The sequence below is a fragment of the Saccharothrix sp. NBAS 001 genome (genome assembly GCF_056640475.1).
The window spans coordinates 4,794,858-4,821,015 of the sequence record NZ_CM153251.1 but is presented as its reverse complement, the minus strand read 5'-3'; the positions used below and the strand labels follow the sequence as shown (position 1 = coordinate 4,821,015).

At 73.8% G+C, this 26,158-nt stretch carries 22 protein-coding genes; 9 read left to right on the top strand and 13 right to left on the bottom strand.

Features of this window, described 5'->3' with window-relative positions; all coding sequences use genetic code 11:
- The first annotated feature begins 49 nt into the window (after positions 1 to 49).
- Entirely contained in the window at positions 50 to 619 is a 570-nt protein-coding gene (gene sigC / locus AC0HI0_RS19715) for an RNA polymerase sigma factor SigC (RefSeq protein WP_480933837.1), read from the top strand.
- A gap of 99 nt (positions 620 to 718) precedes the next feature.
- Here the strand turns inward: sigC and AC0HI0_RS19710 are convergent, their stop codons facing one another.
- Together AC0HI0_RS19710 and AC0HI0_RS19705 are read right to left on the bottom strand one after the other, a co-directional pair.
- On the bottom strand, positions 719 to 1,846 hold the full coding sequence (locus AC0HI0_RS19710) for a hypothetical protein (protein ID WP_480933836.1): 1,128 nt from the start codon (positions 1,844 to 1,846) through the stop codon (positions 719 to 721).
- Between the two features lie 95 nt (positions 1,847 to 1,941).
- The gene (locus AC0HI0_RS19705; protein WP_480933835.1) at positions 1,942 to 2,325 is read right to left on the bottom strand and encodes a hypothetical protein; all 384 of its coding nucleotides are present in this window, start codon (positions 2,323 to 2,325) and stop codon (positions 1,942 to 1,944) included.
- A gap of 230 nt (positions 2,326 to 2,555) precedes the next feature.
- On the opposite strand from AC0HI0_RS19705, the gene AC0HI0_RS19700 reads away from it, so the two are divergent.
- The gene (locus tag AC0HI0_RS19700; RefSeq protein ID WP_480933834.1) at positions 2,556 to 3,359 is read left to right on the top strand and encodes a helix-turn-helix domain-containing GNAT family N-acetyltransferase; all 804 of its coding nucleotides are present in this window, start codon (positions 2,556 to 2,558) and stop codon (positions 3,357 to 3,359) included.
- A 136-nt stretch (positions 3,360 to 3,495) separates the two neighbouring features.
- A complete protein-coding gene (locus tag AC0HI0_RS19695; RefSeq protein WP_480933833.1) occupies positions 3,496 to 6,687 on the top strand; it encodes a S8 family serine peptidase in 3,192 nt (1,063 codons plus the stop codon).
- Between the two features lies 1 nt (position 6,688).
- Here the strand turns inward: AC0HI0_RS19695 and AC0HI0_RS19690 are convergent, their stop codons facing one another.
- Both AC0HI0_RS19690 and AC0HI0_RS19685 read right to left on the bottom strand, forming a co-directional pair.
- Positions 6,689 to 7,300: an HD domain-containing protein gene (locus tag AC0HI0_RS19690; RefSeq protein ID WP_480933832.1), complete on the bottom strand. Its 612-nt coding sequence runs from the start codon at positions 7,298 to 7,300 to the stop codon at positions 6,689 to 6,691.
- Positions 7,301 to 7,871: 571 nt separating this feature from the next.
- Positions 7,872 to 8,816, bottom strand: coding sequence for an NAD(P)-dependent alcohol dehydrogenase (locus AC0HI0_RS19685; RefSeq protein ID WP_480933831.1), 945 nt, complete (start codon positions 8,814 to 8,816; stop codon positions 7,872 to 7,874).
- Between the two features lie 184 nt (positions 8,817 to 9,000).
- Between AC0HI0_RS19685 and AC0HI0_RS19680 the strand changes: the two genes are divergently transcribed.
- Positions 9,001 to 9,450: a hypothetical protein gene (locus tag AC0HI0_RS19680; protein WP_480933830.1), complete on the top strand. Its 450-nt coding sequence runs from the start codon at positions 9,001 to 9,003 to the stop codon at positions 9,448 to 9,450.
- A 23-nt stretch (positions 9,451 to 9,473) separates the two neighbouring features.
- Here the strand turns inward: AC0HI0_RS19680 and AC0HI0_RS19675 are convergent, their stop codons facing one another.
- Genes AC0HI0_RS19675 through AC0HI0_RS19650 form a run of 6 tightly spaced genes read right to left on the bottom strand, consistent with a single transcriptional unit; the run spans position 9,474 to position 15,223 of the window.
- Complete coding sequence (locus AC0HI0_RS19675) at positions 9,474 to 11,042, bottom strand: hypothetical protein (RefSeq protein ID WP_480933829.1); 1,569 nt, start codon at positions 11,040 to 11,042, stop codon at positions 9,474 to 9,476.
- Positions 11,043 to 11,057: 15 nt separating this feature from the next.
- Positions 11,058 to 11,465 carry a nuclear transport factor 2 family protein gene (locus AC0HI0_RS19670; protein WP_480933828.1) on the bottom strand — a complete coding sequence of 136 codons (408 nt, stop codon included), beginning with the start codon at positions 11,463 to 11,465 and terminating at the stop codon, positions 11,058 to 11,060.
- A 10-nt stretch (positions 11,466 to 11,475) separates the two neighbouring features.
- Positions 11,476 to 13,491, bottom strand: a complete 2,016-nt coding sequence (locus AC0HI0_RS19665) for an FAD-dependent oxidoreductase (protein ID WP_480933827.1) — start codon at positions 13,489 to 13,491, stop codon at positions 11,476 to 11,478.
- The gene (locus tag AC0HI0_RS19660) at positions 13,488 to 14,033 is read right to left on the bottom strand and encodes a PadR family transcriptional regulator (RefSeq protein ID WP_480933826.1); all 546 of its coding nucleotides are present in this window, start codon (positions 14,031 to 14,033) and stop codon (positions 13,488 to 13,490) included. The genes AC0HI0_RS19665 and AC0HI0_RS19660 overlap by 4 nt, the downstream gene beginning before the upstream one ends.
- 49 nt (positions 14,034 to 14,082) lie before the next feature.
- Positions 14,083 to 14,706 carry a hypothetical protein gene (locus AC0HI0_RS19655; RefSeq protein WP_480933825.1) on the bottom strand — a complete coding sequence of 208 codons (624 nt, stop codon included), beginning with the start codon at positions 14,704 to 14,706 and terminating at the stop codon, positions 14,083 to 14,085.
- Positions 14,707 to 14,758: 52 nt separating this feature from the next.
- Positions 14,759 to 15,223 (bottom strand): hypothetical protein, encoded by a 465-nt coding sequence (locus AC0HI0_RS19650; RefSeq protein WP_480933824.1) that lies wholly within the window; start codon positions 15,221 to 15,223, stop codon positions 14,759 to 14,761.
- A 211-nt stretch (positions 15,224 to 15,434) separates the two neighbouring features.
- Here AC0HI0_RS19650 and AC0HI0_RS19645 point away from each other — a divergent pair, with 211 nt between their 5' ends.
- Positions 15,435 to 17,066: a caspase, EACC1-associated type gene (locus AC0HI0_RS19645; RefSeq protein WP_480933823.1), complete on the top strand. Its 1,632-nt coding sequence runs from the start codon at positions 15,435 to 15,437 to the stop codon at positions 17,064 to 17,066.
- Between the two features lie 11 nt (positions 17,067 to 17,077).
- Here the strand turns inward: AC0HI0_RS19645 and AC0HI0_RS19640 are convergent, their stop codons facing one another.
- The 3 genes from AC0HI0_RS19640 to AC0HI0_RS19630 form a co-directional block, all read right to left on the bottom strand.
- Entirely contained in the window at positions 17,078 to 17,920 is an 843-nt protein-coding gene (locus AC0HI0_RS19640) for a hypothetical protein (RefSeq protein ID WP_480933822.1), read from the bottom strand.
- A 75-nt stretch (positions 17,921 to 17,995) separates the two neighbouring features.
- A complete protein-coding gene (locus AC0HI0_RS19635) occupies positions 17,996 to 20,200 on the bottom strand; it encodes a hypothetical protein (RefSeq protein WP_480933821.1) in 2,205 nt (734 codons plus the stop codon).
- Between the two features lie 164 nt (positions 20,201 to 20,364).
- Positions 20,365 to 21,297, bottom strand: a complete 933-nt coding sequence (locus tag AC0HI0_RS19630) for a TauD/TfdA dioxygenase family protein (protein WP_480934339.1) — start codon at positions 21,295 to 21,297, stop codon at positions 20,365 to 20,367.
- A gap of 350 nt (positions 21,298 to 21,647) precedes the next feature.
- Here AC0HI0_RS19630 and AC0HI0_RS19625 point away from each other — a divergent pair, with 350 nt between their 5' ends.
- From AC0HI0_RS19625 to AC0HI0_RS19610, 4 genes are read left to right on the top strand one after another with little or no spacing between them, the layout of a single operon-like run.
- Positions 21,648 to 22,835, top strand: a complete 1,188-nt coding sequence (locus tag AC0HI0_RS19625; RefSeq protein WP_480933820.1) for an ROK family transcriptional regulator — start codon at positions 21,648 to 21,650, stop codon at positions 22,833 to 22,835.
- On the top strand, positions 22,832 to 24,397 hold the full coding sequence (locus tag AC0HI0_RS19620; RefSeq protein WP_480933819.1) for an ABC transporter substrate-binding protein: 1,566 nt from the start codon (positions 22,832 to 22,834) through the stop codon (positions 24,395 to 24,397). Before AC0HI0_RS19625 ends, AC0HI0_RS19620 begins: the two co-directional genes overlap by 4 nt.
- Positions 24,394 to 25,353, top strand: a complete 960-nt coding sequence (locus AC0HI0_RS19615; RefSeq protein WP_480933818.1) for an ABC transporter permease — start codon at positions 24,394 to 24,396, stop codon at positions 25,351 to 25,353. Before AC0HI0_RS19620 ends, AC0HI0_RS19615 begins: the two co-directional genes overlap by 4 nt.
- Positions 25,350 to 26,147 carry an ABC transporter permease gene (locus AC0HI0_RS19610; RefSeq protein WP_480933817.1) on the top strand — a complete coding sequence of 266 codons (798 nt, stop codon included), beginning with the start codon at positions 25,350 to 25,352 and terminating at the stop codon, positions 26,145 to 26,147. Before AC0HI0_RS19615 ends, AC0HI0_RS19610 begins: the two co-directional genes overlap by 4 nt.
- Positions 26,148 to 26,158 lie beyond the last annotated feature (11 nt).

The following is a 26,158-nucleotide window of genomic DNA, read 5'->3' as shown; positions in this document are numbered from 1 at the left end:
CAAGTGGGTCTGGAAGTTCCCGGGGCGGGGTGCACTAGCCTGGGGCACTGTGTCGATCTCACGCGGTGACGACGACGCGGTCACGCGCCTGGCCCTGGCCGCCGGCTCCGGAGACCGCGCCGCGTTGGAGCGGTTCGTCCGCGCCACCCAGCGCGACGTGTGGCGGCTGGTCGCCCACCTGACCGACCCCGGCCGGGCCGACGACCTGGCGCAGGAGGTCTACCTGCGGGCGCTGCGCAGCCTCCCCGCGTTCGAGGGGCGTTCCTCGGCCCGCACCTGGCTGCTGTCCATCGCCCGCCGCACCGTCGTGGACCACATCCGGACCGCCGGCGCGCGCCCGGTGATCGCCTGGTCGGCCGACTTCCAGCAGGCCTCCGACGCCCAGCGCTCGGCCGCCCGGACCGCCGGCTTCGAAGACGTGGTCGAACTCAACCTGATGCTGGCCGCGCTGCCCGCCGACCGCCGGGAAGCGCTCCTGCTCACCCAGGTCCTGGGCCTGTCCTACGCCGAAGCCGCCGAGGTGTGCGGCTGCCCGATCGGCACCGTGCGCTCCCGCGTCGCCCGAGCCCGCGAAGACCTCCTGCGCGGCCAAGGCCACGAGGGCATGACCGCCGGCTGACCCGACACCTTCCGCTCACCGCCGAGCACGGGCGATCTCGGCCGGAAGCGGTGGCTTCCGGCCGAGATCCCCGTGGTCACCGGCCGGAGCCGGCGGTGGTCAGCGGCCCGACCGGGTGTTGCGGACGGTCCACTTCACCGCGCGGGTCGTGCCGTCGGCCGCGTTCGCCTGGCCGATGATCACCCCGTTGTTGTTGATCGCCACCGGGGCGCTGGACGTGCCGCCCAGGGTGCCCAGGTCGACGGCCTTCCCGTTGCGCCACAGGAACGCGCGCTGCTGGCCGGACGCCGAGCTGTAGCCGACGACGTCACCGGCGTCGTTGATCGCCAGCGCCTCGGCCGGTCCGGGCACGTCGAGCACGACCTGACGCCCGCCGCGCCACACCGTGGCCCGCCGCACGCCCGCCGCGTCCTGCGTCCACCCGACGACGTCACCGCACTCGTTGACCGCCTGCGGCGAGGACGCGACCGCGCCCACCCCGCCGGGCAGCACCGTCACCGCGTCGCCCTGCCACCGCACCGGCTGGTTGTCGCGGTTGCCGACGATCACGCCCGACTCGTTCGCCGCCACCACCGAGTACGGCCCGGTCCCGGCGACCGCCGCCAGGCGCGTGCACGAGCCGTCCTGGCAGCGGAAGGCGTTCTTGTCGTCGCCGAACATCGGCAGTTGCGTACCCGCGACCAGGCCGTGGTCGTTGATCACCGGGATGCTCAGGTGCGGGCCGCTCACCGACAGGCCCTGGTGCCGGTCGACCTTCCACAGCGCGGCGGCTTCCTGGTGGTAGCCGTACGGCGAGCGCGAGTACGTCATCGGCACGTCGCCGTTCGCGTTGATCGCGCTCGCGATCACCCAACCCGAACCGGACGGCCCGATGTTCGTGGTCGTGCCGTTGTGCCAGATCCTCGGCTGCTGCTGGTAGGTCCCGCTGACGCTGAGGGACTCCAGGCCCAGCACCTGGCCGCGCGCGTTGATCGCGTTGGCGCTGCCCCGGCCCAGGTCGGCCGGCGCGCCCCGGTCCCACAGCACGGCGCGGGAACCGGTGCTGCCGGAGTTGGTGCCGGCGATCTGCCCGTGGTCGTTGACGGCCACCACGCGGGCGGTGCCGCCGGGCAGCGGCGGGAGTTCGGTGATCGTCACGCGGGTCGCGGCGGCTTCGGCGGGTGCCGCGAGGGCCAGCGGCAGGGCGGCCGCGAGCAGCAGTGGTACCAGGAGTCGCTTGTGGGGCATGGTCGCTCCGATGTGGTGAACGTTGGCGGCGCGACTGGGACGCTAGCGGCGGTCGCCTGGAATCTGCGTCCGCCGGATAGCGGAAGATCACGCCGTCAGCCGGGATTCTGGTGAGCCGGCCGGTGGTGCTTGCTCCGTCTGGACGTGTACGGGACGAAATCCGGCCCGTCCGGGGTGTCGATCAGCTCCCACTGGAACGCCTCCAGCGTGACGTCCGTCCGCGCACCGAACTCGCGCAACAGGTCCGCGACGGGGCCGGGCGGCAGCAGGTCGGCGGTCCGGTTCAACTCCGCCTCCGGGTCCAGGCCCAGCTCCCGCGCCACGTGGACCCACAGCGCCAGGCCGGTCATCACCTCACGGGGGTCCCGCTCGTCGTCCTTCAGGCTCGCCGCGGCCGACGCCGTCATCGACGCCCGGAACAGCTCGGGGGACCGGGCGCGGAGGGCGACGACCACCGGTCTCGGGAAGTTCTTGCCCATGGCGGATTCCTGTCTGTCGTAGAGGTTCCTGTCGTCGGGGTGTTCGGCGGGCCGGACCGCCGGGCAGGGTGTGCTCCGACGAGTCTGGCAGCTCCCGGGGTTCGGCGGTGGGTCCGCGCGGAACGGCGGATCATCGATGGCGATCGATGTAGTGGTGTCGGATACATCGATGCGATTCGATTGACTCGCGGCTCGGCCGCTGTCCAGGATGTCGGTATGAGGACTGCCCGATGACGTTGACCGCGCACGACGCCGAGCGCTACGCCGACCGGTTCGCCTGCCTCGCCGACCCGACGCGGGTCCGGCTGCTGCACACCGTCGCCACCCACCGGGGCGAGATCGCGGTGGGCGCGCTGGCCGACGAACTCGGGATCGGCCAGTCGACCTGCTCGCACCACGTTCGACGGCTCGCCGGGGCCGGGTTCGTGCGGCTGCGCCGGGACGGCGCGGCCACGCTCGTGTCGGTCGACCCCGCCGCCCGCGCCGGGCTGCCCAGCGCCGCCGACGCGGTCCTGGGCACGGTCGCCCGCCCGCCGGCCGTGACCCCGCCGCCGGGCGTGCTGGTGCGCGCGATGACCGAGGACGACTGGGCCGACGTGCGGCGCGTCTACGGCGAGGGCATCGCGACCCGCAACGCCACGTTCGAGACCGAGGTCCCGAGCCGCCGCACGCTCGACGCCAAGTGGCTGCCCGACCACCGCTGGGTGGCCGAGGTCGACGGCCTGGTCGCGGGTTGGGGCGCGGCCACGCCCGTGTCGCCGCGCGAGTGCTACTCGGGCGTCGTGGAGACCTCGGTGTACGTGGCCGAGCACGCGCGCGGCCGGGGCGTCGGCAAGGCGGTGCTGCACCGGCAGGTGACGGCGGCCGACGAAGGCGGGCTGTGGACGTTGCAGACCGCGATCTTCCCGGAGAACCGGGCGAGCATCGCGCTGCACCACGCCGCCGGGTTCCGCACGATCGGTGTGCGGGAACGCATCGCGTGCCACTACGGGGCGTGGCGTGACACCGTGCTGCTGGAACGCCGGTTCGGCTGACCCGATCCCGGCGCGCCCGGCCGGGTGGTCGGCGGGATCGCGCCGGAATGCAACGAAGCCGTGCCAGGAGGTCACTGTCCCGTAGAGGGGGCGGCGGCCGTCGAGGGGCTGTCGCGGTGATCGGGGGAGCGCGCACATGGCCGGCGGGAAAACACTCGTGGTGGGGTTGGCGGTGGCCGGACTGGCCGCCGTCACCGGTCCCTCTTCCGCGATCGAGCCGGGATCGGCGAAGCCGGTGGTGGCCGCGTCCGGTCCGTCCGGCGTCGTCACGCTCGTGACCGGCGACCAGGTCGAACTGCGCGGCGGGAAGGCGCTGGTGCGGCCCGGCGAAGGACGTGCCGGTGTGCGGTTTCGGCAGGTTGTGGACGAGCGGGGTGACGTGCACGTCGTGCCGTCCGATGTCGCTGCTGATGTCCGGTCTGGTCGGTTGGACGGGCGGTTGTTCGATGTCTCGGGGTTGATCCGCGCGGGGTATGACGACCGGTCGAGTGGGGTGACTCCGTTGATCGTGGTGTCGTCCGGTCCGCGTTCGGCCGGTGCGGTGGATCTTCCGGGTGTGGGTGGTTATGCGGTGGAGGTCCCGAAGGACGGCGGGTTCTGGTCCGGTGTGCGTTTGGCGGGTGTGGACAGGGTGTGGTTGGACGGTCCGGTGCGGGCGTCGTTGGACCGGAGTGTGGTGCAGATCGGTGCGCCGGAGGCGTGGCGGGCCGGGTACACCGGGCGTGGCGCGAGGGTCGCGGTGCTCGACAGCGGGATCGACGCGTCGCATCCGGATCTGGTGGGTGCGGTGGTGGAGGCGAGGGATTTCACGGGTGGTGGGTCGACCGAGGACCGGGTGGGTCACGGCACGCACGTCGCCGCGATCGTCACCGGCTCGGGCCGCTACCGGGGTGTGGCCCCGGACAGTGTGTTGTTGGTGGGCAAGGTGTTGGGTGATACGGGTGGTGGTCGGGAGTCGGCGGTCGTGGCGGGGATGCAGTGGGCCGCCGAGGCGCACGCCGACGTGGTGAACCTCAGCCTGGGCGATTCGTGGCCGACCGACGGCGGGGACCCGGTGTCGACGGCGCTCGACCGGATCAGTGCCGAGCATGATGTGTTGTTCGTGGCGGCGGCGGGCAACGGTGGTCCGGAGGCCCGGACGATCGGCAGTCCGGCGGCGGCGGATGCGGCGTTGACGGTGGGTGCGGTGGATCGGGAGGATCGGCTCGCGGGGTTCTCCTCGCGTGGTCCGCGTTGGCGGAACGACGCGATCAAGCCCGACGTCACCGCGCCGGGTGTGGGGATCGTGGCCGCGAAGGCCGGCAACGGCAGGATCGGCGTGCCGGTGGATGCGGCGCATGTCGCGTTGTCCGGGACGTCGATGGCGGCTCCGCATGTGGCGGGTGCGGCGGCGATCCTGGCCGCCCGGTATCCGGACTGGAGCGCGCAGCGGCTCAAGGGTGCGTTGATGGGCAGTGCGTTCCCGGATCCGGGGTTGTCGGTGTTCGAGCAGGGTGCGGGCCGGGTCGACGTCGCCCGGGCTTCCCGTCAGACCGTGTGGTCGTCGCCGGGGTCGTTGAGCCTGGGCACCGCGCTCTGGCCGCACGACGACGACCCGGCCATCGAACGGAAACTGTTCTACCGCAACGACGGCACGTCGCCGCTGGTGTTGCGCGTCGAAGCGGAATTGAAGGACCCCAGGGGAAATCCCGCTCCGGGAGGCATGGTCGCGGTCACGCCGCAGGAGGTCGCTGTCGCGCCGGGTGCGTCGGCGGAGGTCGCGGTGACCGTGCGGACGTCGTTGGGCGGCCCGGATGGCGTCTACGGCGGTGTGGTCGTCGCGACCGGCGGCGACATCGTCCTCCGCACGCCGCTGGCCGTCACCAAGGAGGTCGAGAGCTATGACGTCACACTCGTCTTCCGCGGCAACGAAGGCGAACCGACGCCCGACTACTCGTACCGATTCGTCAGCCACACCGAGGAGCGTGCGCACGTCCAGTACGACCCGTCGGGTGTGGTGAAGACCAGGCTGCCCAAGGACGTCTACTACTTCGACGCCGGGATCGAGCAGCCGTCGAGCCGGCACCGGGCGCTGTTCGCCGAACCGGCGATCACCGTCGACCGGGCGGCCGAGTTCGTGTTCGACGCCCGGGACGCCAAACCGATCACGGTGGGCGTGGACCGGCCCGAAGCGGAGCCGGGCGGCACCTCGACGTCGGTCGGGATGACGACCGACCACGGCGAGGTCGGGACGACCTACCTCGGCTACGGCTTCGACGCCGACTACTACGCACCGTCCAAGACCACCGCGCCCGGCCGCGCGTCGTTCACCGTGCAGGCGACGCTCGCCCGGCCGGACGGCAACGGGACGTTCGTCGGCAGTCCGTACCAGTACAACGTGTCGTTCACGACCGACGGCGGGATTCCGGCGCACCTGGCGTACCGCTGCGCCGACCGCGATCTGGCTCGGGTGGACACGCGGGTCGCGGCGTCCGGCGCGGGCCAGATCGGGTTCCGCGACAAGATGGCCGGCGGGACGTTGCCGTTGAAGGTGGTCGAGCGGTACACGCCGGGCGTCGACTGGAGCACCTCGTTCACCCAGGCCGGGAGGCCGACCGCGCCCCCGGACGCGTTCCAGCGCGACGCCGCACCCCGCCGGTACCGCGCGTCCGCCGAGGTCGGGTGGAACGCCGCCGTGTTCGGTCCGGCGTTCCCGGTCGCGCCGGAGCCGGCCTGGTGGGCGGGCCGGCAGGGCGACCAGGTGTTCGTGGGCGTGCCGCTGTTCAGCGACCAGGACCCGCGCCACGCCGGGTTCTCGGCGACGGCGACGGCGCGCACCGCGCTGCACAGGGACGGCGTGCTCGTCGCCGAATCCCCGAACGCGGGCGGGCTGAACGCGACCGTGCCCGGCGGAGGAGGCGGCTACCTGCTGCACGCCGAGGCGTTGCGGTCCGGCGTGTCGGAGCTGTCCACGCACGTGAGCGCCGACTGGACGTTCACCTCGGACACGGTCGAGGGCGGCCCGGCGGCGTTGCCGTTGTTGGCGGTCCGGTTCGCGCCGGCGCTGGACGACCACAACCGGGCCGCGGCGGGCCGTCCGTTCGCGTTCCCGGTGTACGTGCAGCGCAACGGGGTGGCGACACCGGGCGACGTGCGGACCGCCGTCCAGGTGTCGTACGACGACGGCGCGTCGTGGAAGTCGGTGCCGCTGGTGCGGACCGGGCCGCGCTGGATCGCCGCGGTGCGGCACCCGGCCGGGGCGGCGTTCGTGTCGCTGCGGGCTTCCGCGTCGGACCGGGACGGCAACGCCGTGACGCAGACGATCATCCGCGCCTACGGGCTGCGGTAGGTCAGCCGGTCGGGTCCGTCGTCGGCGGGTCCAGCGGGTTGCCGAGCACGCGCGCGTCCCAGCCGGCGCGGAACAGGTCGGCCGCGGCGCAGTCGGGTTTGCGGTCGGCCTGGTCGCGGGCGTGCGCGAGGAACGCGGGTGCGAAGCCCAGGCGCGGGAAGCGGTGCAGCAGCTCGGCCTTGAAGGTGTCGGTGAACTGGTCCAGCCGGCGGCCGGAGACGTCGGCGCTGACCGCGACCTGGAGCAGGTGGCTCTCGGGGTCGTGCTCGGCCGGCACGTCGTCGCGCATGTGCAGCACGATGACCTCCGCCAGCCGGTCGCGCCTCGGCCGGGCCCAGCCCGCACCCGTGGCGAACACCTTGGCCAACTGGCCGCCCGCTTCCTCGAACGGCAGTCGGTGGCTGTCGAACGGAGGGGTGAGCGCGAGGTCGTGCAGGAGCGCGGCGACGTAGAGGAGTTCGGCGTCGTGCTCGATCCCGTGCGCGGCGGCGTGGGCGGCGGCCCAGGAGTACGCGCGCAGCGAGTGGTTGCGCAGCCACGGTTCCGCGTGCTCGTGGCACACGTCGAGGGCGGCGCGGGCGGCGGCCGTGTCGGGCCCGGTGAAGAAGTCCACGACGGTCAGCCTAGGTCAGCCCACCCACCCCTTCCCGCCCTGACACCGCCCCGCCTGCCCCAGGACTGGCCTGGCCCATCCTGCCCGCCGCCTACCCCTGGGACTGGCCCGCCCGCGCTGCCCTGCGCGCCCACCCCTCCCGCGCCACAACCTGGCGTGCCGCCGGTGTCGGTCTCGCCCCCACTGTTGCCCCACCCGCACCGCACCTTGTCGCGCCGCCTGGGGCAGCGCCGCCCACCGCCGCCTCGCCTCGCAGCGGGGTTGTGCCCCGACCCGCAGCATGGCCCCGGCCCCGGCGCACCGCGCTGCGCGGCATCGCCCTGGACCGCGCCCCTGGACCGGACCGCACGCCTCGCCCTGCCCGGACCGGCCTGGACCGCATGGCACCACGTGGGATCGCACCGATGCATCGCGCCGGGCGCGGATTCATATGGCATTGCAGCGCTGCATACGGCGCGCTGCATTGCGCGGGATTGCAGCGCTGCATGCGGTTGCAGCGCATTGCGGGGCGTTGCAGCGCTGCAAAAGCGGCCCGCAACCACGACGGCGGGGCGGCGGCGCGGCGTACTCGTCAGGGGAACTCGATGATCACCTTTCCACGCACGCCACCTTGCTCCAGCGCGCGGTGCGCGGCGGCGATGTCGGCCAGGGGGAACACCCGGTCCACCTCCGGGCGCAGTGCGCCGGTACCCACCCAGCGGCCCAGTTCGGCCAGCAGGGCGGAAGTCGGGTTGCCGCTGAAGAAGCGGACCCAGCGGTGGCGGTGCAGGGCGTGGGTCGCGACATAACCCAGCGAGCGGACCGGGTGGTCCAGGTCGAACGCGATCGTGACCATCCGCCCGCGCGGCGTCAGCAGTCTGCGGAACGCGGGCAGGTCGGTGCCCACCGTGTCCAGGACGACGTCGAAGTGGCCCAGGTCGCCGGTTGTGCGGTAGTCGACGGCCTCGTCAGCTCCCAGCTCCCGGGCCAGGTCCAGGTTGGCGGCGCTCGCCGACGCGGTGACGTGGGCTCCCATCGCCTTCCCCAACTGCACGGCGACGTGCCCGACGCCGCCGGTCCCGCCCCGGACCAGCAGGCGTTCGCCGGGTGCGAGCGCGGCCTTGTCGCGCAACGCGGTGATCGCCGTCGTCCCGGAAGGCAGCGCCGCGGCCCGCACCGCGTCCAGGCCGGCGGGCACGTGGTCGAGGCGTTCGACGGGCACCGCCACGTACTCGGCGGCCGAGCCCATCCGTCGCCCGAGCAGTCCCCAGACCAGGTCGCCGGCCGCGAACCGGCCGGTTCCGGTGACGACCTCGCCGACCAGGTCGATGCCCACCCGCTTGGGGAACCGCCGACCGCTGAACGGGCGCAGCCGCCCGGCGCGCAACGCCAGTTCGCCGCCGTTGACCGACACCGCCCGCACCCGGACCAGCACCTCGCCGGGGCCGGGTCGCGGCACCGGGCCGGTGGTCACGGACAGGACTTCAGGAGGGCCGTACCGGTCGTAGGTCGCGAGCCGCATCGAAGTGGAAGCCATGCTCCACTTCTAGCAGCGGAACCGGGCGAGGTCGTCCGGTCGGGCCGATGTGAGAGCAGCGGCCACGAGATCACCTCGGTTGGGCGGGCGGATGCGACAGGCCGGGAACGGCCGCGACGTACGATCGCGGTGAGGGCGGGTCGCCAGGCCGAGATTCCGGCACCGGTGTGAGGGAAGGGTCGGGATGTTCGGCTGGAAGAAGAAGAGCAAGAAGAAGCTCGACGATCTGATGGCGCAGCTCAGGCCCGACCTGAGCCGGGAATCGCTCGGCGTCGGGCCCGCCTTCCCGGGCGTCGCCCCGAACCCGGTGCTCAGCCGTGACGCGGGGCAGCGCAACGCGGAACTGCGCACGGGGGCGCTCGCGCTCGGTGTCCTCGTCGACTGGCGGGAGGTCAACAGCAATCCACGCGTGGTCCTGATGTTCGACGTGGAGACCGCCGACGGCGTCTCGTTCCGCGGTATCGCGGACGAAGACCTCACGATCACCGAACTCACCCGGCTCGCCCCGGGGCAGACGTTGCCCGTGCGCTACCGGCCGGCCGTCATGGACCACTACGTCGCCCTCGCCCGGGACGCCGACCCCGCCCACGTGCGGCAGCTCTCCGACGAGATCGCGCGCCGCAAGCGGACCTGACCCCGAGGCCCTCGGCCGGATCCCTAGGTCAGCCAGAGGACCGCGCCCGCCGCCACGGCGAAGCACAGCACCACCGGCAGCGCACCGCCGAACCGCGACGTCACGTCCTCGTCGTGGCCCGGTGCCAGGTCGTGCAGCCGACGGGCCAGCGCGCCCAGCTCGGCCACCGGCCGTTGGCTCGACGCGAGCGTGAACCGCGCCCCCGACTCCAGCTCCAGCACCAGCCGCTCGCCGTCGCGCCGGATCGACGTCACCGCCGACCACGGCACGCGGTAGGTCTTCAGCCACGACCGCACCGACGCGTGGTCCTGGTGGAACACCGCCGACGGCCGTCCGCGCACCCACCCCGCGAGCACGCACGTCCCGGCCGTCCACAGCGCCGTCAGCACCACGGGCCCGTCCACGGTCATCGCGCCCACGGTCAGGAACAGCGCGGCGGCGAACAGCCACCACCCGGCCACCACGTCCCGGCGGTGCGGCGGCACCGGGTACGGCAGCGGCGGGACTTCCAGCGCCACGCCCAGCAGTTCCTCGCCCGGGTCGTCGAAGCGCGGCAGCTCCCGGTGACTGGGGCGCAGCGGCCGGGTGGGCAGCAGGACCTTGTCCGGGCCCGACAGCACCACCCAGCCGCCGTGGCTCAGGTCGCCCACCGCCAGCATCCGGTCGTCCTCGAACGGCAGCGACACCGGCATCGACGCGAAGGGCCGGCCGTCGACGGTGTGCAGCACCGCCCGGCCGCGCGGATCCGCCCGCACCAGCACCTCGACCGCCGGCGACGGGCTCGCGAACACCCGCTGCCACGCGTGCCGCCCGGCCAGGTCGCGCAGCCGCAGGAAGGCGGCCATGCCCAGCGACACCGTCATCACGGTCAGCGGGAACGTCACGTCCCGGGGCTCGGCGACCAGCTCCGCCCACTCGCCGTCGACCAGCACCGGCACGTCGGAGCCGACCGCGTACCCGGCGGTGGACAGCACGTCGAACGTCCGCTGCGACGCCGCCAGCCGCACCGTCACGTCGTGCTCGCCGACCGCGGTCACCGTGCCGCCGACCCGGCTCGCCGCCGCGGTGTGCTCGGCCAGTTCCGACGAGTCCACCAGGTACTTCACCAGGGCCAGCACCCCCACCAGCAGCATCAGCACCGCCACGACCGTGCGTCCGGTGAACCGCACGGGCGTCGCGTGCGGCACCCGGACCGGTGTGCTGATCGCCCCGATCACCCGGTGCTGCGCCCGCCGCGCCTCCACCAGCCACAACGCCACCAGCGCGCACGCCAGCCCGTGCAGGCCGAACGCGAGCCGGATGCCCTCGTCGGCCTCGGACACCACCTCGGCCAGCCCGAAACCGGCCCCGAGGGCGCAGCCGAGCACCGGTTCCCGCCACAGCAGCACGGGCGTGGCCAGCAGTGCCGCCGCGACCACCGACAGCCACGGGTCGGGGTAGCACGGCGCGGTGGGCGTGCACGCGGTCGGGGCGGTGATGGCGTAGCCGAAGGCGAATCCCCAGCCGACCAGCAGCACGCCTTTGCAGACCCACGCCGGCACGGCGTGCGCCTCCCAGCGGCGCAGGTCCCCGGCGGTGAACGGTCGACTCATACCGGAGATCCTGCGTTACGGGACGACGCCGTCCGCCACCAGCCCCGCGTAGATGGCCGCGCCGACGGCGGTCAGCGCGGACTGCGGCCGGATCATCACGGTGAACGTGCCGATCCGGCCGTCCGCGTCGAGTTCGATCAGGTCGACGCCCTCGACGTCCTTGCCCTCCACCACGGTCCGGAACCGCAGCACGTGCCCGTCCACGCCGTCGTACCGGCCGACGTACCGGAAGTCCCGGAACGTGCGCTGCAACACCCGGAACAGGGCCCGCACCGCGTCGACGCCCTCGAACGGCCGGTACTTCACCGGGCTGTGGAAGGTGATGTCGTCGGCGAACAGCGCCGTGGCGGCGGTGAAGTCGCCGGACTCGATCGCCGCGCGGAACTCGTCCACCGCGTTGGGCCGCACCGGTTCGTCGTCCACGGGAATCCTCCTAGATCGTCGTCGCCAGCCGCGTGCCCTGGTCGATGGCGCGTTTGGCGTCCAGTTCGGCGGCGACGTCCGCCCCGCCGATGACGTGCGCGCCCACCCCGCGTTCGGCCAGCACGTCGACCAGGTCGCGCACGGGCTCCTGGCCCGCGCACACCACGACCGCGTCGACCTCCAGCAGCCGGGGCCGCTGCCGCTTCGGCCCGAACGTGAGGTGCACGCCCTGCGGGGTGATCCGCTCGTAGTTTACGCCGGTCAGCTGCTCGACGCCCTTCGCCGCCAGCGCCGCCCGGTGCACCCACCCGGTGGTCTTGCCCAGTCCCTTGCCGATGCGCGACGCCTTGCGCTGCAACAGGTACACCTGCCGGGCGGGCGCGGCCGGGCGTGGCGCGGCCAGGCCGCCGCGAGCCGCGCCCCAGTCGGCGACGCCCCACTCGGCCATCCACTCGGCCAGGTCGAGCGCGGGGGAGGTGCGGTGGGTGAGGAACTCGGCGACGTCCACGCCGATGCCGCCCGCGCCGATCACCGCGACCCGCGCCCCGACCGGCGCGCCGCCGCGCACCACGTCCGCGTACGACAGGGCGTGCTCCACGCCCGGGATCGCGGGCACCCGGGGCACCACGCCGGTCGCGACCACCACGTCGTCGAACCCGGTCAGGTCGTCGGCGGTCGCGCGCCGGCCCAGGTGCAGCCGCACGCCGGTCACCTCGACCCGCCGCCGGTAGTAGCGGATGGTCTCGGCGAACTCCTCCTTGCCGGGGATCCGCCGGGCGATCGCGAACTGGCCGCCGATGTCGTCGTCGGCCTCGAACAGCTCCACGTCGTGCCCGCGCTCGGCCAGCGCGACCGCCGCCGACAGCCCGGCCGGGCCCGCGCCGACCACCGCGACCCGCTTGGCCCGGCGCGCGGGCAGCAGGGTCAGCGTGGTCTCGTTGCCCGCGCGCGGGTTGACCATGCAGGACGCCTTCTTCAGCGCGAACGTGTGGTCCAGGCACGCCTGGTTGCACGCGATGCAGGTGTTGATCTCGTCGGCGCGCCCGGTCTCGGCCTTGCGCACCCACTCCGGGTCGGCCAGGAACGGCCGGGCCATCGACACCAGGTCCGCGTCGCCGCGCGCCAGCACCTCTTCGGCGACCTGCGGCATGTTGATCCGGTTCGAGGTGACCACGGGGATGCCGAGGTGCGGGCGCAGCTTCGCGGTCGCCCCGGCGAACGCCGCGCGCGGCACGGACGTGACGATGGTGGGCACGCGCGCCTCGTGCCAGCCGATGCCGGTGTTGACGATGGTCGCGCCGGCCGCCTCGACCTCCTGGCCGAGCGCCACGACCTCGTCCCAGCTCTGCCCGTCCGGGACCAGGTCGAGCACGGACAGCCGGTAGATCACGATGAAGTCCGGCCCGGCCGCCCGTCGGCACGCGCGCACGACCTCGACCGCGATCCGCCGCCGGGCCGCCGGGCCGCCGCCCCACCGGTCGGTGCGCTTGTTGGTGCGGGGCGCGAGGAACTGGTTGATGAAGTACCCCTCGGAGCCCATGATCTCGATGCCGTCGTAGCCCGCTTCGCGGGCGAGTTCCGCGCTGCGCGCGAACGCGGCGATCTGCGCGCGGACGCCCCGGTCGGACAGCGCGCGCGGCCGGAACTTCGAGATCGGGGACTTGATCGCGGACGCGGACACCGCCAGCGGGTGGTACGAGTAGCGGCCCGCGTGCAGCAGTTGCACGGCGATCCTGCCGTCCGCCTCGTGCACGGCGTCGGTGAGTTCGCGGTGGTGGCGGGCTTCGCGCGGGGTGGAGAGCTTGGAGGACAACGGGTAGAGCCAACCTGCGCGGTTGGGGGAGAAGCCGCCGGTGACGATCAGGCCGACGCCGCCGCGCGCCCGTTCGGCGTAGTAGGCGGCCAGCGCGCCGAAGTCCTTGAAGCGGTCTTCGTTGCCGGTGTGCATGGAGCCCATCAGCACGCGGTTGCGCAGGGTGGTGAAGCCCAGGTCGAGCGGGCGCAGCAGGTTCGGGTAGTCGGTCATCGCCGGTCGTCCTCCCGCATCGCGGCCAGCACCTCGTCGCACCACTCGACCAGCGCCTGCTCGGCCCGGACGCCGCCGCGCAGCACGAGGTACTGGTGCAGTCGCCGGCCGGTCAGCGCGGACGGGTCGGGGAAGTCCTTCTTCCCGATGGCCAGGTAGCCGTCGAGCCGCTCGGCGTGCACGTCCCGGTGCCGGGCCACCTCGGCGGCCACCGCCCCGGTGTCGCCCAGCGACGCGCCCCGGAGCTTGACCGACAGCTCGTGCCGGATGGTCGCGGGCTCGCCCGCCTCGCCCAGCCAGCGCACCACCTCGGCGCGCCCCGCGTCGGCCACCCGGTACAGCCGCTTGTCCGGGCGGCCGTCCTGGGCGATCTCCTCGCCGGTCACCCAGCCGAGGTCGACCATCCGCTTGAGGGTGCGGTAGATCTGCTGGTGGGTGGCCGCCCAGAAGAAGCCGATGGACTTGCCGAACCGCCGGGCCAGCTCGTAGCCGGTGCCGGGGCGCTCGTCCAGCGACACCAGGATCGCGTGCTCCAACGCCATGTTACCGGACAGTAGTATGCAACGACCTGCTGTGCAACCAGTTGCACACTCAGTACTGGAGCAGGCCCAGCACCAACCCGGCGAGGAACAGCAGCAGACCGCCGAGCACCAGTACCCGGGTACTGGCGACCAGCGCGCGCCAACCGAGCACCTCGGGCGGCGGGTAGAGGGGGTGGACCAGGGTCGGGGGCTGCTCCTCGTACGGGGCGGGACGCCACTGCGGCGACTCCACCCGCACCCCCCGCTTCCGCAGCTCCAGGACTCCGATCACGTGCGTGACCAGCTCCGCCTTGCCCGCCGCCACGACCTGCCGGACCAGCTCCTCGACCAGACCGGCGGAGACCTTCTCGTCCAGCATCACCGCGTGCAGCGCGGTCAGGGACCTCTCGTCGTGGGGGGACGCGTCCTCCGCGTGGTCACCGAGGCACAGCCCGGCCACTGCCGAGTAGACGCCGGGCAGTTGCCCGCCGATCACGTCGACGGGCGCGGGGTCGTCCTCGGTGCCCTGGACGAACGTCGCGTCCAGCAGCGTCTCGCGCATCCGCGCGCGCATCTGCGGCGTCTTCGGCGGGCCGGCCTCCTCGATCGCGGCCAGCGCGCGGGCCGCGTCCGTCGAGGACTTCGCGAGGCGCAGCGCGCTCGCCAGGGAGAGGAGGTTCGGGGGCGTGCTCACGATCGGCCTCCGCCTGTCGCGTACCCGGGCGCGACAGGTGCCGTTCCCGGTGTCATCGGCGGACTGCCCGGGGCGCTGCCCGGCGGGCGTCCGAGTTGCCGTAGAACAGCTCCAGGTCCGGGCCGACCGACACGGTCTCGTAGAGGCCGAGGGCGAGGGTCCGGCCGTCGACGTGCCGCAGCCGCACGCCGGACTCCGTGCGGAAGATCTCGTAGGCGGGTTCCTCGTCCGGCGCGTGCGCCAGCGCGACCTTGCCGTCCTCGGCGATCTCGACGGTGAAGCGGAACCGCTGGGACCGCACGCTCGGCGCGATCAGGAAGCCCCGTTCGCCACGCGAGGTGACCATGACCGTGAGCCCCCGGACGTCCCGCCGCCGGATCCGCGCCGCGTACCGCAGCACGATCACCGCCAACGCCACGGCCGCCGCCAGCGCGAGCACGACCCACGCCCAGAAACCGCGCTCCACCAGCGACGGCGCGTACTCCTCCGCGACGACCGCGCCGACTGATCCGGTCACACCTCGTCCTTCGCGACAGTCCGGGCCACCGGGTGCGGCGGGCTCGCTCGGAGATATACCGGACGTGCCCGCGTCCGTTACTCCGGCCCCGGTCCCGTTCACCCGCCCGGAGCAGTCCCGCGACGGCACGACCCCGCGACGGCCGCGTCGTGGCGGGACCCGCGCGCCGCCCGGATACCCTCACGTCCCGACACCAGGGGAGGGGGACCGCGTGCGCCTGCGTCATCCGGCGCCCAAGCCGAAGGACCCGCGTTCCGCCCTGGTCCTGACCAACGGCGTCTACGCGGACGAGCGGCTCGCCAAGCTGCGCGCGCCCGTCGTGGACGCCACCGGCATGACCGAGGTGCTGGGCGACCCGGAGATCGGCGGGTTCGACGTCACGGTGGTGCCCGACGGCACCGAGTCCGAGGTGCGGCGGGCCGTCGACCGGTTCCTGGCCGAACGCGCCTTCGACGAACTCGTCGTGGTCTACCTGTCGTGTCACGGCCTGCTCGACGCGCGCGGCCGGCTCTACTTCGCGGTCACCGACACCGATCGCGACTGGCTGCCGTCCACCGCGGTCGAGGCGCGCTGGCTGCTGGAACGGCTCGACGAGTGCCGCGCCGGCCGGCAGGTGCTGATCCTGGACTGCTGCTTCAGCGGCGCGTTCGAGCGCGGCGCGAAGGCGTCGGAGACCGAGGTGGACCTGGAGCGCCGGCTGGCGGGCGGGCGCGGCCGCGCGGTGCTGACGGCGTCGCGCGCCACCGAGTACTCGTTCGAGGGCGAGGCGTTGGGGCGCAACGGCGGCTCGGTGTTCACCGCCGCGCTGGTCGAAGGTCTGCGCTCGGGCGCGGCGGACCGCGACAACACCGGCTACATCACCGTCGAGGACGCGTTCCAGTACGCCGCCGACCGGGTCCGCGAGGACGCCTCGGCGCAGACCCCGCAGCGCTGGCTGTTGCGCGGCGAGGACGCGATCATCCTGGCCCGCAACCCGTTCGGCGCGGCGGTCGTGCCCGCGCCGCTGCCCGAGTCGTTGCGCACCAGCCTGGAGAGCCCGCTGCCGTTCGTGCGCGAGGGCGGCGTGCGCACGCTGGGCGAGTGGCTGTCGTCCGCCGAACCCGGCCAGGTCCTGGCCGCCCACCAGAGGTTGCAGCTCATCGCCGCGCAGGACGCGCCCGTCGTCGCCGAACGCGCCCGGGAGCTGCTGCGCGCCGCCGAGTCGCCCGCCGCCGTCCTGCCGCCGGTGGCCGCCGCGTCGCGCCGAGCCCCGGCAGCGCCGGACCGCGTGCTCCCGCTGTACCTGGTGGTGGACGTCTCGACGTCGATGGCGGGGCCGAAGATCGTGGCGGTCAACTCCGCGATCCCCGAGATCCTGCGGCGGATCCGCGACGACCCGCGCGGCGGGCGCCTGCTCCGGTTCGGCCTGATCGACTTCGGCACCGGGGCCCGCACCGCGTACGCCCTGTCCGACGGGTCCGCGCCGGTGCCGGCGTTGCGGGCCGGCGGCGCGACCTCCTACGCCGCCGCGTTCGCCCTGCTGCGCGAACGGATCGACCACGACGTCGCGGACCTGGCCGACGACGTCGTGGTCGTGTTCCTCACCGACGGCTGGCCCACCGACACCAACGACGAGTGGACCGGCGCGTTCGACGCGCTGACCGACGGCGCGCCGGTCGCGCTCACCGTGCTGGCCCTGGGCCTGGGCGAGGACTTCGCCGCCCTCCCGGCCCTCACCCGCGTGGTCGGCCACCCGAAGGTCTCCGGCCGCAGCCGGGCCGAGCGGGTCTCCGCCGACGGACCGGGCCTGAGCCGCATCGCGGAGTTCTACCTCGACCTCGCCGGCGACCAGCCGTCCCGCTGACGCCCGCGCGGTCAGCAGGCGACGGTGAAGCGGGCGGTCTGGCCGAGCAGGGCGTGCGGTCGGCCGTCCGGGCCGGGGGTGAAGTCGATCAGGGTGTAATCGCCGGGGGCCAGGCGGGTCAGCGAGATCTCCCCGGCCCCGTTGTCCTGGCCGACGGTCCGGATGCCGCCCGCCGGGATGCGGCCCGCGAACAGGTCTTCGGCGGTGGCCCCGGGCGGCAGCCGGAACACGATCGCCTCGTGGTGCTCACGGCCCACCTGGCGCAGGCGCAGCACGACGTCGCCGCGCGGCGCGCACACCCGGTCGCGGTCCAGGCGGTAGAAGTACTCGCCCAGCTCGACGGTGATCTCCGCGGCGTGCGGCGGCACCGGGGACGGCAGCGGGCGCAGGCCGTTGACCTTCAAGAAGCCGTCCTGGTCGGGCCACCAGAACCACCGCTCGTGGGCGAGCCGGTGCCCGTGGGCCAGGTAGTGCGCCTCGGTGCCGAAACTGCCGTCGGCGTAGACCTCGACGCGGCCCAGCCGCAGGTGGTCCATCCGCAGGCCGCCCAGCACGGCGGGCACGTCCCGGTAGGCGTGCTGCCCCATGAACGTGCTGACGAAGTGCGGCGTGAACAGCGTCGCGGCCCGCACGTGGTCGCCGGAGTTCAGGCAGGCCACCACGTTGTCGACGCCCGCGCGGACCCGGCGCGCGGTGCGGCCGTCGGCGGGCCGGGGCTCGCCGACCGGTGAGACGGCGGTGGCCGGGTCGACCACGAACCCGGTGTCCGGCGGCGCGGAGCACCCGGTCGCGCGGGCGGTGCCGCCGGAGAACACCAGGGACGCCAAGAGAGCCACGGTCAGAGCCAGTCGCATGCTTCCCCCTTGATATGTAGTGTGCCTACACGTTAGGGGTGGGGCGGCCGGCGCGCATCGGGGATCTCCCGGATCTCAGCCCTGCCCGGCGTCGAGCAGCCCGCTCGCGGCCACGAAGGCCGACGCGGCCAGCGGACCGCCGCCGTCGGCCACCCGGCGGTACTCGCGCAGCGCCGCCGACCGGTCGCCGAGCCGCCCGAAGTTCTCCGCGACCAGGTACCGGGCGTGGTCGGCCCACTCCGCCCAGCCCTCGTCCTCGGTGTCGCGCAGGTGGTCCAGCCACGCCGCCGCGCGCAGACCCGCGTCCACCGCGTCCTCGTGCCGCCCGGCCGCGTCGTCGGCCAGGGCCAGCCGGTACCACTGCTCCACGGTCGCGCCGCCGGCCCGCAGCGACGCCTGGCCGATCGCCTCGTTCAGGTCGTCGGCCGCGTCGGCGAGCCGGCCCGCGTCGATCAGCGCGCACGCCCGCAGGTAGCGCAGCCGGCCCACCAGCCGGTCCCGCCGGCCCGCCAGCCGGGCCAGCAGCGGGTCCACCAGGTCCCGGTGGGCGTCGGCCTCCTCCAGGCGCGCCAACGCCTCCAGCGCCTTCTCCGGCGCGTCCGCGTCCACGAACGCGGTCAGCGCGGCGGTCGCCGACCACACCGAGCGGTCCGGGAACAGCGACGCGTCGAGCAGCAGCAGCGAACCCCGGGCCAGCGGGTCGCCGGTCGCGTGCCGCAACCCGCGCCGCACCGCCTCCTCCGCCTCGGCGGTCCGGCCGCGCGCCGCCGCCACGTACGCCGACCAGTGCTCGCCCCACGCGCACGCCACGTCGTCGCCCAGCTCGCGCAGCCGCGCCACCGCGCGGGCGGTCAGCGCCGCGCCGTCCGCCGACCGGCCCTCGGCCACGATCCACAAGCCCAGCCAGCAGTGCACCAGCAGCGCCCGGCGCAGGTCGCCGTGCCGGCGGTGGACGTCCGCCGCCCACCACAGCTCGGGTTCGGTCCGCCCGCTCTGGAAGAACTTCGCCCGCAGCTCCGCCTCCCGCGCGGCCAGCGGCTCCGGCAGGTCGGCGGGCAGCGCGGCCAGGCACGCCCGCGCCTCGTCCGGCTCGGACCGCAGGTCGTGCCACTCCGCCCGGTCCAGCAGGCCCCGGGCGGGCAGCGGCGGCGGCAGGGTGGGCAGCGGCCGGCGGGTGGTCGGCGCCAGCGGCAGGTGGTCCACCAGCGGCGCGGCGGCCAGCCGGGCGCGCACCCGGTCGCCCTGCGCGGACGTGCCGTTGCGCCGGTCGAACCGGTCCGCCAGGTCCAGCGCGAGCCGCCGCATCCGGTCGGCCAGCACCCGGAACGTGCCCGAGTTCGGGTCGTCGCCCAGGTCCAGCTCGGCGTCGCCGCGGCCCAGCTCCACCATCCGCCGGGCCAGCACCGCGACCGCTGCGGCGAACTCCATGGTGGCCAGCGGGCGGCGGCGCGCCTGGAAGCCGCGCATCGGCCCGAGCCAGTCGACGCCCGCGTCCTCGTTGCCGGTCAGCGCGCAGAACTCCACGACCCGGCCGTGCTCCTCCAGCGAGTGGAACTCGCCGGACATCCCGCGCAGCAGCCGCCGGTAGAGCACGGCGGCCCGCTGCCACGCGCCCGTGTGCGCCACCGGCAGCAGCATCAGGCCGCGCGCGAGCACCGCGACCCGGTCGACGGCGGACGGGTCGGCCAGCACCGGCCCGGCCAGCTCGTGCGCGCGGGCCGTCGACGCCGCGTCACCGCGCGCCAGCAGCTGCTCCACCTCGACCAGCCGCCGCCACCGGTCGTCCCCGGTGGTCCCGGCGGTGTCCGCCCAGCGCTGGAAAGCGCGCTCGGCGGTGTCCCAGTCGCCGACGTGCACGGCCACCCCGCGCCGGGCCGCGTGCACCTCGTGCAGGCCCCGCCCGGCGGCGGTGAACCGGCGCTGCACGTCGTCCAGCGCGGCGGTGATCTCCACCAGGGAGATGTCCGGGAAGTCGACCATGCACCCGACCAGCCACGCGTGCCAGGCCAGCAGCGAGCCCTCGTCCTCGTCGTCGAACCGCCACGGCCGGTGGTCGTACTCGTCCAGGCACTCCCGGAACAGCCGGAACACCTCGTCCCACCGCCCGTCGACCCGGTGGGCGTCGGCGAGCAGCCGGCGGGACAGGTAGGTGGCGCGCCGCACGTCCCCGGCGTCGGCCCGGAGCACCAGCTCGGCCAGCAGCCCGGTGCGGGTCCCGGTGTGCTCCATGGCCTGGGCTTCGCGCAGCGACACCCACACGTCCTGCTCCGCGGAATCCACCGACGACCTCCCCCCGGAGTGCCTTTCGGCCGCACACTAACACCGGGGTTCGACCCTCGATCACGCCGCCGGGCACGGCGCGTCCCACCGCCGCCGCACGCACGGAAGCACCGCACGCCGCCACTTCCCGGGGCACGGACGCCGCCCGCCCGTGCCCCGGGCGGTCACAAGGACGAGTAGTGCGTGGCGTCGCCCTTGCGCACCACGCTCGACGTGCCGTCGATGCTCACCGGCACGTCGCCCGCGAGCGTGATGCGGTGCAGCCGGCGCGCCTGGTCGTCGTAGTCGGCGATGGCGTAGTGCTGCGTGGCGCGGTTGTCCCAGATCGCCACGTCGCCGTCCTGCCAGCGCCAGCGCACGGTGTGCTCCAATCGCGTGACCCGCTGCTGGAGCAACTGGAACACCGCCTGCGACTCGGTGGAGGACAAACCCACCAGCCGCTTGACGAAGTGCCCGAGCAGCAGCGCGCGTTCGCCCGTCTCCGGGTGCACGCGCACCACCGGGTGCTCGGTCTCGTACAGGTCGGACACGAACTCCTTGCGGTACTCCTCGGCTTTCACGTCCACACCGCCGACGCGCAGTTCGTCGATGTTCGCCGCGTAGTCGTAGGAGTTCGTGTGCACCGCCCACAGGTTGTCCACCAACGCCTTCAGCGACGGCGGCAGCGTCTCGTACGCCGCCACGGTGCTGGCCCACGTCGTGTCGCCGCCGTACGGGGGAAGGTGCACCGCCCGCAGGATGCTGATCGCGGGCACCCGGTCCACGAACGTCACGTCGGTGTGCCAGCTGTTCGCCTTGCCGTAGTCGGAGTCGATCGGCAGCACGTTGGCGTTGTCGCGCCCGCGCACGGTCGGGTGCGCCAGCGTCGGCGTGCCCAGCAGGTTCCCGAACGCGAGCTGGCCCGCGTCGTCCAGGTGGTGCTGGTCGCGGAAGAAGACGACCTTGTTGGCCAGCAACGCCGCGCGGATCTCCGCGACGGTCCCGGCGTCGAGGTCGCCGCCCAGGCGCACGCCGTCGATCCGCGCGCCGATGGCCGAACCGAGTCGCGCCACCGACACGGCGGTTCCCTGGGTCTCCCCGGTCTCCGGGGTTTGCACGGTTTCCACAGACACGCTCACGGTGTTCCCTTCGGCTGAACGGTTCGCGCCGCGCACTCGCGGCCGCCAGAGCGGGACCCGGCCCGCGTCTCGACGGTACGAACGGCCCGGCCGCGCCAACAAGGTTCCGTCAAGCACTGAAAATAAGTGGCCGTCGGGATTCCATATCCCGGACGTCGTTGACTTCCGAAGTGGACACACGGAGTCTTCGGCTGTGCACCGCTGTTGTTGACCTTCCGCGCCGGCCGTCCGCCGGCCCCCGAGACTTCCTTGCCCGCCCGAACGAAAACGGGCGTCCGAGTGCTGCCCGAGGACCGTCGGAGAGGTTCCGCCACCATGATCGAGACCCCGTGACCGAGACCCCGCGCGCCCGCCCCGGCGTCCGCGCCGCCAACGCCGCCGCCGTGCTCGCGGTGATCCGGCGGGAGGGCCCGCTCTCGCGCGCCGCGATCGGCGAGCACACCGGCCTGAGCATGCCCACGGTCAGCCGGCAGGTCGCCGCGCTGATGGACGTCGGGCTGCTGCGCGAGTTCCCGGACCTGGTGCCGGCCGGGGCGATCGGCCGGCCGAGGGTGCCGATCGCGCTGGACGAGACGGTGTTCGCCGCGTGCGGCGTGCACATCGGCGTGAGCACGACCACCTACGGCCTGGCCGACCTGCGCGGCACCCTGCTCGACTCCGAGGAGATCCCCACGCCCGGCGGCAGCGCCGAGGACGCCTTGGCGCACATCGCGGGCAAGGTGCGGGCGTTCCTGCGCCGCCGCGCGGGCCGCACGGTGGTGGGCATCGGGTTGGCCACCGGCGGCCTGGTGGACTCGGCGCGCGGCCTGCTCGACCACGAGCGGCTGGGCTGGCACCGGGTGCCGGCCGCCGACCTGCTGCACCGCGCCACCGGCCTGCCGGTGCACCTGGACGGGCACGTCGCCGCGATGGCCAACGCCGAACTGCTGTTCGGCTGGGGGCCGAGGGTGTCGAGCCTGCTCTACTTCTACGCCCGCGAGGTGGTCGGCGTGGCGCTCGCCGTGGACGGCGCGCTGCACCGAGGCCCCGGCGGTGGCGGCAGCGTCGCGCACCTGCCGATCGGCGGTGACGCGCGCTGCCCGTGCGGGGCGACGGGCTGTCTGGAGGCGACCGTCGCCGACCGCACGGTCGCCGAGCGCGCGGTCCGCGCGGGCGTGGTCGCCGAACCCGACATCCGGCTGGTCCGGGCCGCCGCGCAGCGCGGTGACGGCACCGCCGGGCGGCTGCTGTCCGACCGGGCCGCGGCGCTGGGCCGCGCGGTCGGGCTGCTGCGCGACGCGTTCAACCCGGACCGCGTGGTGCTCGGCGGCCAGGCCGTCACCGACCCCGCCGAACGCCTGCCCGACCTGCTGCGGGCGTTCGCCGAGACCACGACCCTGCCCGGCGCGGACATCGTCTCGGTGACCCGGCTGGGCCCCGCGCTCCAGGCCACCGCCGCGTGCACCGGCCTGCTCAACCGCCTGTTCGACCACCCGCTCGACCTGCTCGACGACGCCAGAAAGGCAACCGCCCGATGAACCTGACCAGACGTGCGACGCTCAAGGCCCTCGCCGGGGCCACGCTGCTGTTCGCCGCCACGGCCTGCCAGTCGGCGGTGGACGCGCGGACGTCGGCCGGCGACACCTCCGCCGCGCCCAGGGCGGGCGGGGTCGCCGAGATCGGCGTCAACCTGGACCTGGTGCCCGCCAACGTGTTCACCAACAGCAACGTCGCCATCACCACCCTGGTCGGCCTGGTCTACGACAGCCTGGTCCGCTACGACCGCGACGGCCTGGACCCGAAACCGGCGCTGGCCACCGAGTGGGCCGCCTCCGACGGCGGCCGGACGGTGACCCTCAAGCTGCGCAAGGACGTCAAGTTCCACACCGGGCGGCCGTTCACCTCCGCCGACGTCAAGTTCTCGCTGGCGGCCTACGCCGACCCGAAGTGGAACGGCCAGCTGCTGAGCACCGCCAAGATCGTCACCGCGGTCGAGACGCCCGCGCCCGACCAGGTCGTGCTGCGCCTGGAACACCCGGTCAGCAACCTGTTCGACCTGCTGGAGACGGTGCCGGTGATCGACTCCGAGACGGCGGGCGACATCGCGTCGGGCAAGCGGTTCGTCGGCACCGGCGCGTTCGCGTTCGAGTCGTGGCGGCCCAACACCGAGCTGAAGTTCACCCGCAACGCCGACTACTGGGACGGCGCGCCGTACCTGGACGGCGTGCACGTGCGCGTCGTGCCGGACGGCCAATCGCTGCTGGCGGCGGTGAAGTCCGGGCAGGTGCACCTGGCGCGCGGCATCGGCTACCGGGACGTCGAGTCCGCCGCGTCCACGCCCGGCCTGCGCGCGATCGCGTTGGACGGCGCGGAACTCCAGGCGTACGTGGGCCTGAACGTGACCGCGCCCGGCTTGGACGACCCGAAGGTCCGCCAGGCCGTCGCCTACGCCCTCGACCGCGACCGGATCATCAAGGAGGTGTTCCGGGACAGGGGGTATTCCACGTCGCTGCCGTGGCCGCGCACGAGTCCGGCCTACGACAAGGAACTCGACGGCCGCTACCGGCGCGACGTGGGCAAGGCCAAGGCGCTGCTGGCCGAGCACGGCGCGCCGCTGCCGGAGATCCCGCTCGCGTACGTCGGCAACGACCCGGTGTTCACCGCCATCGCCCAGATCGTGCAGAACAACCTGGCGGAGGCCGGGATCGCGGTGAAGCTGGAGCCGGTGGACTCCACCCAGTTCGTCAAGCAGCTGATCGGCGCGCAGTTCTCCGGGCTGTGGACCACGAACCACTCGTGGGCGCAGCTCTCGCCGGCCACGCTGACCGTGAGCGCCTACCCGTTCAACGCCCGCCGCAACGCCTCGCACTTCTCCTCCCCGGACTACACCGCCGCCGCCGAAGCCGCGTGGAAACTGCCCTCGGCCACCGGCCCCGAGGCCGTCGCCGCCTACCGGGAGGTCTCCGAGCAGCTGCTGGAGGGCGGTTTCCTGGCCGAGATCGGGGTGGTGCTGGAGCAGTTCGTGGCGCGTGACGCGTTGCAGGGCGTGGACTGGTCCCGGCGGCGGGAGCTGGACCTCGGCAAGGCGCACCTGACGTGATCGGCTACCTGGTGCGGCGGCTGCCCTCGGCACTGGTCGTGCTGTGGCTGGCGTCGGTGCTGATCTTCCTGCTGATCCGGGCCATCCCGGGCGACGCGGCGGCCGTGCTGGCCGGTGCCGACGCGCCGCCCGAGGCGGTCGCCGCGATCCGCGCCGAACTCGGCCTGGACCAGCCGGTGGTGACCCAGTACGCGCACTGGGTCGGCGGGCTGCTGTCCGGCGACCTGGGGCGGTCGTTCCTGATCGGCGGCGACATCGCCGCGCTGGTCGCCGACGGGCTGGGCAACACCGCGGCGCTGACGCTGGCCGCGCTGCTGCTGGCGGTGCTGACCGCGCTGGTGCTCGGGCCGGTGTGGGCGGCGACCCGCAACCCGTGGGTGGACCGGCTGCTGACCGGCTTCCACACCGCGTCGGTGGCGCTGCCGACGTTCGTCACGGGCGTGGTGCTGATCCTGGTGTTCGGGGTTTTCTTCCGGCTGCTGCCCACCGGCGGCGTGCCGCCCGCCGGGTTGCTCGACCGGGTCGACATCACCGCGCAGTACCTGGTGCTGCCCGCCGTGTGCCTGGCGCTGCCGGTGGCGGGCGTGCTGACCGGGTTCCTCGCCGAGACGCTGCGCGGCGAACTGCGCCAGGACTACGTGACGACGGTCCGCGCGGCCGGCGTGCGCGGGCGGGAGATCGTTGTGCGGCACGCGTTGCGCGGCGCGTTGCCGGTCGCGGTGACGACGTTGGGCTTGCAGACCGGGGCACTGCTGGGCGGTGCGGTGCTGGTGGAGTCCATATTCGCCTGGCCGGGCCTGGGTCTGCTGGTCGAGCAGGGCGTCACCCGGCGCGACTACCCGGTGGTGCAGGTGCTGCTGATGTTGTCGGTGACGGTGTTCGTGGTCGTGCAGTTGCTGACCGACGTGGCGCACGCGGCGCTCGACCCCCGGATCCGGTTGGGCGGCAAGCGGTGAACGCGTTGCTGCGCGGACGCGGCCTGGTGGGGCTGGTGCTGGTCGGCTTGGTCGTGCTGGCCGGGCTGGTGGGGCCGCTGCTGGTGGCGTGGGACCCGTACGAGCAGATCCCGGACGCCAACCTGCTCGGGCCGTCCGCCGCGCACCCGCTGGGCACCGACGACCTCAACCGCGACGTGCTGGCCCGGCTGCTGTCCGGGATCAGGGTGGACCTGCTGATCAGCCTCACGGCGGTGCCGCTCGGGGCGTTGATCGGGTGCGCGATCGGCGCGCTGGCGACGTTCGCGAGCGCGCTCGACGTCGCCGTGCAGCGGTTGTTCGACGTGCTGCTGGCGTTCCCGCAGCTGATCCTCGCGGTGGGCTTGGCGGCGGTGATCGGGCCGGGCACGACGTCGGTGGTGATCGTCGTGGTGGCGGTCGAGATCCCGATCTTCGGGCGGCTGCTGCGGGCGGCCGTGCTGCGGGTGCGGGAAGCCCGGTTCGTCACCGCCGCCGAGGTGATCGGCGGCGGGCGCGGGCACGTGCTGCGCACCCACGTGCTGCCGAACTCGCTGGAGCCGGTCGTCGTGCAGCTCGCGCTGTCCATGTCCGTCGCGGTGTTCATCGAGGGCGCCATGAGCGTGCTGGGCATCGGCGTGAGCCCGCCGGACCCGTCGCTCGGCGCGGTGCTCACCACGTCGTTGCGCTACCTGGACCTCAACCCGTTGTTCGCCCTCGGCCCGCTGGCCGTGACCGCCGTGCTGGTGCTGGGCTTCCAGCTGATCGCCCAGGCCGCCAACGCGGCGCGGGGCTGAGAAAGGACCAC